Below are 12,005 nucleotides of genomic sequence, written 5' to 3' on the forward strand. Positions count from 1 at the left end.
GGTGCGGCGCGGCTCGCGCGGCAGGTCGCGCCGCTCGGCCCGGCAGCGGGAGGCTACCACCGCTTCGAGCTGCGCTTCGGCCCCGAAGGCGCGGCCCTTCCCATCGACTCAGGCCCGCGGCTCGGCTATGGCGGCCCGGCCAGAACAAGGACGCCCCGATGCCCCGCCGCTATGACGCCGTGATCTTCGACCTCGACGGCACGCTGGTCGACACCGAAACGCTGTGCAACGCCGAGGCGCTGCCGGCGCTGGCCGCGCAAGGCATCGAGATCGCGCCCGATTTCTTTGAAAGCCTGGCGGGCGTGCATGACGAGCGCCGGGTCGAGCTGATCCGCGACCACACCGGCCAGCCGCTCGACAAGGCCCGCTTCTATGCCGATTGGGATGCGCGGGTCGAGGTGCGGCTCGGCGAGGGCCTCGCGCTGAAAACCGGGGCCGAGGCGCTGATCGCCGCGATCGCGGAGCTCGGCCTGCCGATGGCGATCGCCACCTCCTCGCGCCGCACGCCGGGGCTGGCCAAGATCCGCGCCGCGGGGCTCGATGCGCATGTCGACACCATCGTGACGGTCGAGGACATCGAGAGAGCCAAGCCCGCCCCCGACGCCTATCTCGAAGCCGCGCGCAGGCTCGGCGCCGCGCCCGAACGCTGTCTCGTCTTCGAGGACAGCGACACCGGCGCGCAGGCGGGCATGGCGGCGGGCATGACCGTGGTGCAGGTGCCCGAGGCCGACGGCACGACCGGTGCCCATGCCGCGCATCTGGCGCGCGAACTGATGGCGGGCGCGCGGGCGGCAGGGCTGCTGCCGCTGCCGGCCTGATCGCGGGCCGGGACCTTTTCGGCACCGCGACCTTTCGGCACGGTCTTGCGTCCCGCGGCGCCCTTCCCTATATCGCGGATCGAGAGGTTGGCGCGGGCAAGCGCCTCGCCAACCCGGTCAGGTCCGGAAGGAAGCAGCCGCAACGAGCCCCGCTTGGGTCGTGTTCAGCCTCTCACCCACCCGAAGATCGGAGGACATCATGAAGATTGTGATCGCCCTCCGGGCAAGGGCCGCCTGAGCCGCCCCTTGCCCGACGCGAGATTGCCCGCCCCGGCGGGCCCGTGTTCTTTCGTGACGGGACCATTCCATTGACAGATCTGACACTCTCCGACCTCGGCTGGTCGGACCATTTCGCGCAGCAGCTCGAAGAGGGCGACGCGCCCGCGCGCGTGGCCGAGATCCACCGCACCCTTCTCGTGGCGCTCACCCCCGATGGCCCGGTGAAGCTCATGGCCCCCTCGGGGGCGGGCAGCTTCGCGGTGGGCGACTGGGTCGGCATGCGCGACGGGGCGGCGCGCACCCGCCTCGCGCCGCGCAGTCAGATCGCCCGCCGCGCCGCGGGCCATACCGTCTCGCGCCAGCTCGTTGCCGCCAATGTCGATACCTTGGGCATCGTCACCAGCTGCAACGACGACTTCAACCCGGCGCGGCTCGAGCGCTATGTCGCGCTGGCCATGGCGGGCGACTGCCTGCCGCTGGTGATCCTTACCAAATCCGACATGGTCGAGGACCCGGAACCCTACCTCGCCAAGGCGCGCGCGATCTCGCCGCTGGTCGTGGCCATGGCGCTGAACGCGCGCGATCTCGATGACGCGGCGCGGCTGGAGCCGTGGTGCGGGCTGGGCCGGACCCTCGCCCTCGTCGGCTCCTCGGGCGTCGGCAAGACCACGTTGCAGAACGCGCTCACCGGCGGGACCGAGGCCACGGCAGGCATCCGCGAGGACGACGCCAGGGGGCGGCACACCACCACATTCCGCGCGCTCAGGCGCTGCCGCGCCGGGGGCTGGCTGATCGACACGCCGGGCATGCGCGAGTTGCAGCTCACCGACACCGCCGAGGGGATCGAGGAGCTGTTCGACGACGTGACCGAGCTTGTGAGCGCCTGCCGATTCTCCGATTGCGCGCATGAGACCGAGCCGGGCTGCGCCGTGCGCGCCGCCGTCGAGGCGGGCGATCTCGATCCCGCGCGGCTCGCGCGCTGGCGCAAGCTGGAGGCCGAGGACCGGCACAATTCCGAGACGCTGGCCGAAGGGCGCGCGCGCGGGCGCAGCTTCACCAAGCACATCAAGACGACCCAGCGCGGGGCGCGCCGCCGCAAGGGCGGTTGACGCCCCCTCCCCTGCCGGGCCTGATGGCCCGGTGAAGGAGGCCGCATGGATGAGACCGAGGGCGACCGCGAGGTCGATGCCAAGACCAGATGGGCAGAGGACCGCACCGACTGGGCCGAGGATCGGACTCTGCTGGCCAATGAGCGGACCTTCGCGGGCTGGATGCGCACCGGCATGGCCGCGCTCGCGGTGGCGATCGGTCTCAAGGCGGTGTTCGGGGAATTCGAGCCGACGTGGCTGGCCAAGGCCGTGGCCACCATCTTCATTGTCACCGCCGTGCTGATCTTTGTCGCCGCCGCGCATGAGGCGCGGCGTGCCCAGCGCCGGATCTCCAGCCATGTCGCCGAGGCGCAGGGCGCGCGGCGGATGCTGATCCTCGCGGTGATGCTATCGCTCGGCGGATTGGCCACTAGCGCGATCCTGTGGCTGTTGTGAGCGCGCCTGAGGTGGACCTCCCCGCGCCCAGCGCATAGCTTGGCCCGGTCCCGATCCCCGGAGCCCGATGCATGTCAGACGCCCCCGCCTACCAGGTTCTCGCCCGCAAGTACCGGCCCGAGACCTTTGCCGATCTCGTCGGGCAGGACGCGATGGTGCGCACGCTCAAGAACGCCTTTGCTGCGAACCGGATCGCGCAGGCCTTCATCATGACAGGCATCCGCGGCACCGGTAAGACGACGACCGCGCGGATCATCGCCAAGGGCATGAACTGCATCGGCCCCGACGGTCAGGGCGGCCCGACGACCGAACCCTGCGGCCAATGCGAGCATTGCGTGGCGATCATGGAAGGCCGTCACGTCGACGTGATGGAGATGGACGCGGCCTCCAACACCGGCGTCGCCAACATCCGCGAGATCATCGATAGCGTGCACTACCGGGCGGCCTCGGCGCGCTACAAGGTCTATATCATCGACGAGGTTCACATGCTGTCGACGGGGGCGTTCAACGCGCTTCTGAAGACGCTGGAGGAGCCGCCCGAACATGTGAAGTTCATCTTCGCGACCACCGAGATCCGCAAGGTGCCGGTGACGGTGCTGTCGCGCTGCCAGCGATTCGACCTGCGCCGGATCGAGCCCGAGGTGATGATCGGCATGCTGCGCCGCATCGCCGATGCCGAAACCGCGCAGATCGCCAACGACGCGCTGGCGCTGATCACGCGCGCCGCCGAGGGCTCCGCCCGCGACGCGACCTCGCTTCTCGACCAGGCGATCAGCCACGGCGCGGGCGAGACCACCGCCGAGCAGATCCGCGCGATGCTGGGGCTGGCGGATCGCGGCCGGGTGCTCGATCTGTTCGACATGGTACTGAGGGGCGACGCGGCCGCTGCGCTGACCGAGCTGTCGGCGCAATACGCCGAAGGGGCCGATCCGATGGCGGTGCTGCGCGACCTCGCCGAAATCGCGCATTGGGTGAGCGTCATCAAGATCACGCCCGAGGCCGCCGACGACCCCACGGTGGGCCCCGACGAGCGGGCGCGCGGCGCGGCCATGGCGGAAAACCTGCCGATGCGGGTGCTGACCCGGCTGTGGCAGATGCTCCTGAAGGCGCTCGAAGAGGTGGCCCACGCCCCAAACGCCATGATGGCCGCCGAGATGGCGGTGATCCGGCTCACCCACGTGGCCGACCTGCCCAGCCCTGAGGAGCTGGTGCGAAAGCTGCAGGATTCGCCTGTCCCCCCGCCCCCCTCAGGCGGCGGCGGCGGCGGCGCGCGCCCGGCGCAGGGTGGACCTGCGCAGGCGCGGGGCACCCCTGCCCCGACCCATGCCGCACCCTCGGGCCCCTCGGCACGCGGCTCGGCCCAGCCCGCGGTGGCGCAAGCCGAGAATCCGCTCGCGCGCTACGCCAGCTTCGAGCAGGTGGTCGAGCTCATTCGCACCCACCGCGACGTCCACATGCTGATCGAGGTCGAGACGACGCTCAGGCTGGTGCGCTATGCCCCCGGCCGGATCGAGTTCGAGCCGACGCCGGATGCGCGCTCCGACATGGCGCAAAGGCTGGGCCAGAAGCTGCAGGCCTGGACCGGCGCGCGCTGGGCGATCAGCGTGGCGAACGAGGGCGGCGCGCCCACCATTTCCGAGACGCGCGACGCCGCGGCGCTGGCGCTCAGGCAGGAGGCCGAGGCGCATCCGCTGGTGCGCGCGGTCTTCGCGGCCTTTCCCAAGGCCAAGATCACCGAGATCCGCACCGAGGCCGAGCGCAGCCAGCACGCCGCCGAGGAGGCCCTTCAGGAGGTCGAGGACGAGTGGGACCCGTTCGAGGAAGAGTGAGCCCAATCGCCGCGCCGCCCTTGTGAGAGGGCCTGCGCGACCGTATCTGAGGCCAAACGCATTCGAGGAGATCAGCGATGTTCAAGGGGCTCGGTGGCCTGGGCGACATGTCCAAGATGATGAAGGCCGCGCAGGAGATGCAGGGCAAGATGGAGAAGATCCAGAAGGATCTCGAAACCATCACCGTGACCGGCGAGAGCGGCGCAGGTCTCGTCAAGGCGACCGCCACCGCCAAGGGCGAGCTCACGGGGCTCGACATCGACCCGTCGATCTTCGTGGCCTCCGAGAAGGAGGTGGTCGAGGACCTGATCCTCGCCGCGATCAAGGACGCGCAGTCGCGCGCGACCGAGCGCTCGCAGGAGGAGATGAAGAAGATCCAGGACGAGCTCGGCCTGCCTGCCGGCATGAACCTGCCATTCTGAGGGCCGTTTCCCTGGTTCATCTTTCCCCAAATACGCAAATCCGCCGCGTCGGCCGGCGCGAGGCCCGACTGTGAGCGAGGACCGCGAGGCGATCGACCGGCTGATCGAGCTGATGTCGCGCCTGCCCGGGCTCGGGCCGCGCTCGGCCCGGCGCGCGGTGCTGCATCTCGTGAAGAAGCGCGGCACGCTGCTCACCCCGCTCGCCGAGGCGATGACGGAGGTGGGGGCCACCGCGCGCGAATGTCTCAACTGCGGCAATGTCGGCACCGGCGACGTCTGCGGCATCTGCGACGACGCGCGCCGCGCGACGGGGCAGATCTGCGTGGTCGAGGACGTGGCCGACCTTTGGGCCATGGAGCGCGCGGGCGTGTTCAAGGGCCGCTACCACGTGCTGGGCGGCACGCTCTCGGCGCTCGACGCCGTGGGCCCCGAGGAGCTGCGCATCCCGCGGCTGATGGACCGGGTGCAGTCCGAGGCGGTATCGGAGGTGATCCTCGCGCTCGGCGCCACGATCGACGGGCAGACCACGGCGCATTACATCGCCGATCAGCTGCCAGGCGTCTCGGTGACCTCGCTGGCGCAGGGCGTGCCGGTGGGCGGCGAGCTCGATTACCTCGACGACGGCACGATCAGCGCGGCGCTCAGGGCCCGGCGCAGCCTGTAGCCCCTTGCGGCACGACCGCGAGACGTTCTATTCCCTGACCCAAGCGAGGACGACCTCCGCCCCCTGCCGGGGGCCCACAGGCCGGGACGACCCGGCGGACATGGCCAGAGCGGAGACCTCCATGCGCACGAAATCAGACCGTATCCGGCAGGCCGTCAGCTTCGAACTGATCGGGCTGGCGCTTGTGACGCCGCTGGGCGCGTGGCTCTACGGTTTTCCGCTGCTCGACATCGGCGCGATCAGCGTGATCTCGTCGCTGGTGGCGACCTGCTGGAACTACGCGTTCAACTTCGCCTTCGACCACGCGCTCAAGCGCTGGCGCGGCACTACGGCCAAGACCCTGCCGCTTCGGGCGTTGCACGCCACGGCGTTCGAGCTGGGGCTGCTGGCGATCCTGCTGCCGATCTTCTCGTGGTGGCTGGGGCTGGGCTACGTGGAATCCTTCATGGTGCAGCTGAGCTTCGCGCTGTTCTATCTTGGCTACACCTTCGTCTTCACCTGGTGCTACGACCGGATCTTTCCCGATGCCGAGGCGCGGGTGGCGGCCTGAGACCGCCTGCGCGCCGGGGGCCGCGGCCCCCGGCGCGCCAAAGGATCACTTGTCCTCGTCGTCCTCGTCCTCGTCGCCCTTGCCGGGCAGGTTGAAGAAGCTGTCGGCATCCTTGACGTCGCGCTCGTCCTTGGGCTCGTCCTCCTCCTCGGAGGTGCTCTCGGAGAGGGTGAAACCTTCGAGGCCGCTCATCGAGGCGGGCATCTTGGGCTCGGGCAACATGCCGAGGCTCTGCTCGGTCGAGACCAGCTTGCGGCGCTCGTCGTCGCTCATGGCCGAGCCGTCGCGCAGGCGCTTGGCATTGGCCTGCTGCACGGCGGCATCGAGCTCGGACTGGCGGCACAGGCCCAGCGCCACGGGATCGATCGGGTCGATGTTGCCGATGTTCCAATGGGTGCGCTCGCGGATCGCCTGGATCGTCGGCTTGGTGGTGCCGACGAGCTTGGAGATCTGGCCGTCGCTCAGCTCGGGGTGGAACTTGACCAGCCACAGGATCGAGGCGGGGCGGTCCTGGCGCTTGGAGAGCGGCGTGTAGCGCGGGCCACGGCGCTTTTCCTCGCCCACGGCCGAGGCGTTGAACTTGAGCTTCAGCTTGTGCAGCGGGTTCTTCTCGGCCTTGTCGATCTCGTCCTGCGTCAGCTGGTTGTTGGCGACAGGATCGAAGCCCTTCACGCCCGCGGCCACGTCGCCATCGGCGATGCCCTGCACCTCGAGCTCGTGCAGCCCGCAGAAATCGCCGATCTGCTTGAAGCTGATCGTCGTGTTGTCCACCAGCCAGACGGCGGTGGCCTTGGCCATGAGCGGTTTGTCAGCCATGTGAACACCCTTTCGAAAAACACGTCTTCCCCCGGCCCCGGCCTGGGGCGGACCGCGCTGGCGATCCTGGTTTCCATTTTCGGGGAACTCAACGCGCTATATAGGGATCACACTGGCAGGAGGAAAGACATAAATGACCTTTGCGGCAAGAGCGATCGCGGCGCTGGCTCTCTGCGCCGGCACGGCGCAGGCCGAAACGCCGGGCGATTTCGACTACTACGTGCTGAGCTTGAGCTGGTCGCCCGGCTGGTGCGCGCGCGAGGGCGACGCGCGCGATTCCGAGCAATGCGACGAAAGCCGCGACCTGGGCTGGGTGCTGCACGGTCTCTGGCCGCAATACGAAACGGGCTGGCCCGACTATTGCAACACCACCCAGGCCGCCCCATCGCGCCGCGAGACGGCGGCCATGGCCGACATCATGGGCACCGGTGGCTCGGCCTGGCACCAGTGGAAGAAGCACGGCACCTGCGCGGGCCTGTCATCGCGGGCCTATTTCGAGGCCGCGCGCGAGGCCTACGGCGCGGTGACCCGCCCGGTGGAGTTCCGCCGGCTCGAGGACGAGGTCACCCTGCCCGCTGCGCTGGTCGAGGAGGCCTTCTTGCGCGACAATCCCGGTCTCTCCGCCGACGGGCTCACCGTGACCTGCCGGGATGGCATGGTGCAGGAGGTGCGGATCTGCCTCACCCGCGATCTCGAGCCGCGCGACTGCGGCGCGGACGTGATCCGCGACTGTGCGCTCGACGACGCGCTGATGCTGCCGATCCGCTAGGGCGCGCCCAGCATGTCGAAGAAGGCCACCGTGGCGGCGACCATCTCGTCGAGCTGCGCGGGGCCTTGATACGCGTCGAAGGTGTGGTCCATCTCGCGCAGCCAGAACTCCTGCGGCCCCTCATGCGCCGCGAGCCACATCTCGGCCTGCGCCGGGTCGACGGTGGCGTCCTCGCTGCCCTGGGCCACGAAGAGCGGGCCATCGTAGCGGGCGATCTCGGCCAGCGGATCGGCGTCGAGCACGCCTTCGAAAAAGGGCTGGTTCAGGGTGATCTCCTGCCCCCATGGCAGGGCGACGGTGGAGGGGGCCTCGGACAGCACGCCTTGCTCCAATACCTTTGCGCCGAACAGCGAGGCGAAGGTGATCTGCGGATCGGCCACCGCCGCCCAGAGCGCCACCGCCTCCGGATCCGCGCCGCGCCCCGCCAGCGTGGCCGCGACCAGCCCACCCTGGCTCCAGCCGATCAGGTGGACCGGCCCGCCCGCGCGCTCTTGCGCATCGAGCCAGTCGAGCGCCGCCTGGGCATCGGCGATCTGGCTTTCGAAGGTGGTCTGCGCGAAATCGAAGCCTTCGATGCTTTCGCCCGAGCCGCGGAAATCGATGCGCAAGCTGGCGTATCCCGCCTCGGCCAGAAGCCGCGCGGTGCGGCGAAACACCCCCTCGCCCGTGCCCGCGATATCGAGCTCGTCCCGGTCGCCTGTGAAGCCATGCAGCAGCAGCACCGTGGGCGCGGGGCCATCCGGCGGCAGCGCCAGCGTGCCGTAGACCGGCGTGCCCTCGACCTCGAAGGAAACGCGGTCCGACAGCCCCGCACGCCCGTCCGAAAGCGGCAGCGGGCGCGGCCATGGCGCGTGGATCATCAGGGTGGAAAGATCGTCCTGCGCCGCCTCCACAACCACCTCGGGCACCTCGGGCGCCTCGGCCTGCTGTGCAAAGCCGGGCGTCGCGGCGAAAAGCGCGGCCACGAGCGTGGTGCCGAACGGTCTGGTCATGCTGGATCTCCGTCGCCTGCGCGGCCATTGGGCGGCGCGGGCGACAGAGTGTCAAGCGCCGCGCGGGGGCCTCCCCTCCCCCGCGCGGGCGGTGCTGCGCTCAGCCGATGGCGGCGGCGCGCACGTCCTCGTCGATATGCGGCACGTATTGTGCGAAGTTGTCCGCAAACATCTGCACCAGCTTGGCGGCCTGCGCGTCATAGGCGGAGGCATCGGCCCATGTGCCGCGCGGATCGAGCAGCGCGTCGTCGACGCCCTCGACCGACACCGGCACGTCAAAGCCGAAGTTCGGATCCTTGCGGAAGACGCCCTCGGCCAGCGTACCGTCGAGCGCCGCGGCCAGAAGCGCGCGGGTCGCGGCGATCGGCATGCGGCGGCCGGTGCCATAGGCGCCCCCCGTCCAACCGGTGTTCACGAGCCAGCAGGTCGCGCCGTGATTGCCGATCTTCTGCTGCAGCAGCTTGCCGTATTCCTCGGGGCGGCGCGGCATGAAGGGCGCGCCGAAGCAGGTCGAAAAGGTCGGCTCGGGCTCGGTCACGCCGCGCTCGGTGCCGGCGACCTTGGAGGTGAAGCCCGACAGGAAGTGATACATCGCCTGCGCGGGCGTCAACCGCGCGATCGGGGGCAGCACGCCGAAGGCGTCGCAGGTCAGCATCACGATGTTCTTGGGGTGTCCGCCCAGCGCGTCCTCGGAGGCGTTGGAGATGTAGTGCAGCGGATAGGCGCAGCGCATGTTCGCGGTGAGCGAGCTGTCCTCGAAATCGAGCTCCAGCGTATCCTCGTCATGCACCATGTTCTCGATCACGGTGCCGAACTTCTGCGTCGTGGCATAGATCTCGGGCTCGGCCTCGGCCGAGAGCGAGATCGTCTTGGCGTAGCAGCCGCCCTCGAAGTTGAAGGTGCCGCGCTCGGACCAGCCATGCTCGTCGTCGCCGATCAGCACGCGGCCCGGATCGGCTGAAAGCGTGGTCTTGCCGGTGCCCGACAGGCCGAAGAACACGGCCGTGTCGACCGGGTTGCCCGGCGCGTGGTTGGCCGAGCAATGCATCGGCATCACGCCCTTTTCGGGCAGAAGGTAGTTGAGCAGCGTGAACACGGCCTTCTTGTTCTCGCCCGCGTATTCGGTGCCGCCGATCAGGATCACCTTCTCGTCGAGATTGAGCGCGATCACCGTGCCGGAGCGGCAGCCGTGACGCTCGGGGTCGGCGCGGAAGCTCGGCGCGTTGATCACGGTGTATTCGGGGGCGAAGCCGTCGAGCGCCGCGCGCTCGGGCCGGCGCAGCAGGTGGCGGATGAACAGCCCGTGCCAGGCCAGTTCGGTCACCATGCGCACGTCGATCCGGTGCGCGGGGTCGGCCCCGGCGTAGAGGTCCTGCACATGCATGGTCCGGCCCGCGAGATGGGCCAGCATGTCGGCCTTGAGCGTGGCGAAGGCCTGCGGCTCCATCGCCGCGTTGTTCTCCCACCAGATCGTGTCTTCGGTGGTGGCGCTGCGCACCACGAACTTGTCCTTGGGGCTGCGGCCGGTGTGCTGGCCGGTGGTGACCAGAAGCGTGCCGCCCTGGCCCAGCTTGCCCTCCCCGGCCCGGATCGCGGCCTGCATCAGTTGCGGCTCGGTGAGGTTGTAATAGACCTCGCCCAGTCCGCTGACTCCCTGCGCCTCGAGGGTCATCTCGGGGTTCACGCGTCCATGCTGCATCGTCCGGCTCCTCTCCTCGGGGCCGTCATCTGGCTCCCACCACCGGCATAACACGATGTTTTTCAAAGCGACCATGCTGTTAACGCAACCAGCCTGACTGTTAGCGCAACCGCTCCCCGCGCCGCGCCCGATCACCGCCTGCGCGGCCCCTCATGCCGGGACAACGGGCCCGTCTCGCATGACAAAGGTGAGGCATTTTAGCCATTGGTTATCGCATTTCGGCGCAAATGAGGCGTCTTCGGGGCCGCGATTCGCCCTGCAGGCTTGATCTGTGGCCGGCAAATCGGGAAGACGATTGGGGGCCATAAGCAAGAATCCGCACATGAAAGGGATCTCGATGTCGAAAATCGCACTCGTGGATGACGACAGGAACATCCTGACATCCGTATCGATGACGCTGGAAGCCGAGGGTTTCGATGTCGAGACCTACAACGACGGGCAGCAGGCGCTCGACGCCTTCAACAAGAAGCTGCCCGACATGGCCGTGCTCGATATCAAGATGCCGCGCATGGACGGCATGGACCTGCTGCAGCGGCTGCGCCAGAAGACGCAGATGCCGGTGATCTTCCTGACCTCGAAGGACGACGAGATCGACGAGGTGCTGGGCCTGCGCATGGGCGCCGACGACTACGTCAAGAAGCCGTTCAGCCAGCGCCTGCTGGTGGAGCGGATCCGCACCCTGCTGCGCCGCCAGGAGGCCATCTCGGGCGAGACCGTCGAGGTCACCGAGGAGAACAAGGTCATGGAGCGCGGCCACCTGACCATGGACCCGCTGCGCCACGCGGTGACCTGGAAGGGCAAGGACGTCTCGCTCACCGTGACCGAGTTCCTGCTGCTGCAGGCGCTGGCGCAGCGCCCGGGCTTCGTCAAGAGCCGCGACCAGCTGATGGACGTGGCCTATGACGATCAGGTCTATGTCGACGACCGCACCATCGACAGCCACATCAAGCGGCTGCGCAAGAAGATGCGCAACGCCGACCCGGATTTCTCGGCGATCGAGACCCTCTACGGGATCGGTTATCGCTACAACGAGGAATAGGCCCCGCCAGCCGAGGATGGACCGCGCATGACCGCCGCCCCCAAGATCGACGTGAGGGACCTCAACTCGGTCCGCCGCGCCGCCCACGAGGGGGGGCGCGAGACGCGCGAACGGGTCGTCCTCGGAGAGGACTGGGTTTCGCCCGAGACCTCCGACCTGCCGCGCCGTCGCACGCGGCTGGTGCGGCTCAACCGGTCGCCGCTGGCGCGCAAGATCATCACCTTCAACCTGATCGCGCTGCTGCTGCTGGTGGCGGGGATGCTCTACCTCACCCCGTCGCGCGACAATCTCGCCTTCCAGAGGGCCTCCTCTCTGGTGAGCCAGGCCGAGCTGGTCGCCGACCTGTTCGAGGTGCAGCTGCCCGGCGTCGCCCCGGTCGACCTGATGACCGGCGACGGGATCGACGTCGCCTCCAGCCTCGCGGCGCTCGACCTGCGCGACGGAATCGAGCTGCGGGTCTTCGACCCCTCCGGCCGGCTGGTGGGCGAGACCGCCGCCGCCGGGCGCGAGGCGGTGAGCGGGCTCGATCTCGAACCGGGCGGCACGGTTCTCACAGACCTTCTCAACTCCGGCTGGGAGGCGCTGGCCGGGCTGCTGTCGCCGGCGAGCACGCCGCCGCCGGCCTTCGGCACCGCCGATGCGGC

Annotated in this window: 14 protein-coding genes and 1 other RNA gene; 12 read left to right on the forward strand and 3 right to left on the reverse strand. The window is 69.1% G+C overall.

Annotated elements, in window-relative coordinates:
* From NHG85_RS04540 to NHG85_RS04580, 9 genes are all read left to right on the forward strand, one after another.
* Positions 1 to 183 (forward strand): hypothetical protein (locus NHG85_RS04540; RefSeq protein ID WP_253330236.1); only part of this gene is annotated, 183 nt, incomplete at its 5' end.
* Positions 159 to 818 (forward strand): HAD family hydrolase, encoded by a 660-nt coding sequence (locus NHG85_RS04545; protein ID WP_253330238.1) that lies wholly within the window; start codon positions 159 to 161, stop codon positions 816 to 818. The genes NHG85_RS04540 and NHG85_RS04545, both read left to right, overlap by 25 nt.
* Positions 819 to 898: 80 nt before the next feature.
* An RNA gene (gene ffs, locus NHG85_RS04550) (signal recognition particle sRNA small type) lies at positions 899 to 996 on the forward strand.
* 130 nt (positions 997 to 1,126) lie between these two features.
* Positions 1,127 to 2,146: a ribosome small subunit-dependent GTPase A gene (rsgA, locus tag NHG85_RS04555; RefSeq protein ID WP_253330240.1), complete on the forward strand. Its 1,020-nt coding sequence runs from the start codon at positions 1,127 to 1,129 to the stop codon at positions 2,144 to 2,146.
* 45 nt (positions 2,147 to 2,191) lie between these two features.
* Positions 2,192 to 2,581: a YidH family protein gene (locus tag NHG85_RS04560; RefSeq protein WP_253330242.1), complete on the forward strand. Its 390-nt coding sequence runs from the start codon at positions 2,192 to 2,194 to the stop codon at positions 2,579 to 2,581.
* Positions 2,582 to 2,652: 71 nt separating this feature from the next.
* Positions 2,653 to 4,410, forward strand: a complete 1,758-nt coding sequence (locus tag NHG85_RS04565; protein WP_253330244.1) for a DNA polymerase III subunit gamma/tau — start codon at positions 2,653 to 2,655, stop codon at positions 4,408 to 4,410.
* A 77-nt stretch (positions 4,411 to 4,487) separates the two neighbouring features.
* Positions 4,488 to 4,832 (forward strand): YbaB/EbfC family nucleoid-associated protein, encoded by a 345-nt coding sequence (locus NHG85_RS04570; RefSeq protein WP_253330246.1) that lies wholly within the window; start codon positions 4,488 to 4,490, stop codon positions 4,830 to 4,832.
* 70 nt (positions 4,833 to 4,902) lie between these two features.
* On the forward strand, positions 4,903 to 5,496 hold the full coding sequence (gene recR, locus NHG85_RS04575; RefSeq protein WP_253330248.1) for a recombination mediator RecR: 594 nt from the start codon (positions 4,903 to 4,905) through the stop codon (positions 5,494 to 5,496).
* A 121-nt stretch (positions 5,497 to 5,617) separates the two neighbouring features.
* Positions 5,618 to 6,046: a PACE efflux transporter gene (locus tag NHG85_RS04580; protein WP_253330250.1), complete on the forward strand. Its 429-nt coding sequence runs from the start codon at positions 5,618 to 5,620 to the stop codon at positions 6,044 to 6,046.
* 45 nt (positions 6,047 to 6,091) lie between these two features.
* Here the strand turns inward: NHG85_RS04580 and NHG85_RS04585 are convergent, their stop codons facing one another.
* On the reverse strand, positions 6,092 to 6,862 hold the full coding sequence (locus tag NHG85_RS04585) for a DUF1013 domain-containing protein (RefSeq protein ID WP_253330252.1): 771 nt from the start codon (positions 6,860 to 6,862) through the stop codon (positions 6,092 to 6,094).
* A 133-nt stretch (positions 6,863 to 6,995) separates the two neighbouring features.
* On the opposite strand from NHG85_RS04585, the gene NHG85_RS04590 reads away from it, so the two are divergent.
* Positions 6,996 to 7,631, forward strand: a complete 636-nt coding sequence (locus tag NHG85_RS04590; protein ID WP_253330254.1) for a ribonuclease T2 family protein — start codon at positions 6,996 to 6,998, stop codon at positions 7,629 to 7,631.
* On the opposite strand, the gene NHG85_RS04595 is transcribed toward NHG85_RS04590, so the two are convergent.
* Positions 7,628 to 8,623 (reverse strand): alpha/beta hydrolase family protein, encoded by a 996-nt coding sequence (locus NHG85_RS04595; RefSeq protein WP_253330257.1) that lies wholly within the window; start codon positions 8,621 to 8,623, stop codon positions 7,628 to 7,630. The genes NHG85_RS04590 and NHG85_RS04595 overlap by 4 nt on opposite strands.
* Before the next feature lie 100 nt (positions 8,624 to 8,723).
* Positions 8,724 to 10,322 carry a phosphoenolpyruvate carboxykinase gene (locus NHG85_RS04600; protein WP_253330259.1) on the reverse strand — a complete coding sequence of 533 codons (1,599 nt, stop codon included), beginning with the start codon at positions 10,320 to 10,322 and terminating at the stop codon, positions 8,724 to 8,726.
* Between the two features lie 337 nt (positions 10,323 to 10,659).
* On the opposite strand from NHG85_RS04600, the gene NHG85_RS04605 reads away from it, so the two are divergent.
* Together NHG85_RS04605 and NHG85_RS04610 are read left to right on the forward strand one after the other, a co-directional pair.
* Complete coding sequence (locus NHG85_RS04605) at positions 10,660 to 11,361, forward strand: response regulator transcription factor (RefSeq protein WP_253330261.1); 702 nt, start codon at positions 10,660 to 10,662, stop codon at positions 11,359 to 11,361.
* A gap of 27 nt (positions 11,362 to 11,388) precedes the next feature.
* Positions 11,389 to 12,005, forward strand: a 617-nt coding sequence (locus tag NHG85_RS04610) for a sensor N-terminal transmembrane domain-containing protein (RefSeq protein ID WP_253330263.1), incomplete at its 3' end; no start/stop codon positions are given.

This window comes from Limimaricola litoreus (assembly GCF_024159025.1).
GTDB lineage: Bacteria > Pseudomonadota > Alphaproteobacteria > Rhodobacterales > Rhodobacteraceae > Limimaricola > Limimaricola litoreus.

Coding starts and splice junctions, on each gene's coding strand:
- NHG85_RS04605 (WP_253330261.1), top strand. CDS start 10,660: ATGTCGAAAATCGCACTCGTGGATGACGACAGGAACATCCTGACATCC.
- NHG85_RS04590 (WP_253330254.1), top strand. CDS start 6,996: ATGACCTTTGCGGCAAGAGCGATCGCGGCGCTGGCTCTCTGCGCCGGC.
- NHG85_RS04580 (WP_253330250.1), top strand. CDS start 5,618: ATGCGCACGAAATCAGACCGTATCCGGCAGGCCGTCAGCTTCGAACTG.
- NHG85_RS04570 (WP_253330246.1), top strand. CDS start 4,488: ATGTTCAAGGGGCTCGGTGGCCTGGGCGACATGTCCAAGATGATGAAG.
- NHG85_RS04585 (WP_253330252.1), bottom strand. CDS start 6,862: ATGGCTGACAAACCGCTCATGGCCAAGGCCACCGCCGTCTGGCTGGTG.
- NHG85_RS04560 (WP_253330242.1), top strand. CDS start 2,192: ATGGATGAGACCGAGGGCGACCGCGAGGTCGATGCCAAGACCAGATGG.
- NHG85_RS04545 (WP_253330238.1), top strand. CDS start 159: ATGCCCCGCCGCTATGACGCCGTGATCTTCGACCTCGACGGCACGCTG.
- NHG85_RS04600 (WP_253330259.1), bottom strand. CDS start 10,322: ATGCAGCATGGACGCGTGAACCCCGAGATGACCCTCGAGGCGCAGGGA.
- NHG85_RS04565 (WP_253330244.1), top strand. CDS start 2,653: ATGTCAGACGCCCCCGCCTACCAGGTTCTCGCCCGCAAGTACCGGCCC.
- NHG85_RS04595 (WP_253330257.1), bottom strand. CDS start 8,623: ATGACCAGACCGTTCGGCACCACGCTCGTGGCCGCGCTTTTCGCCGCG.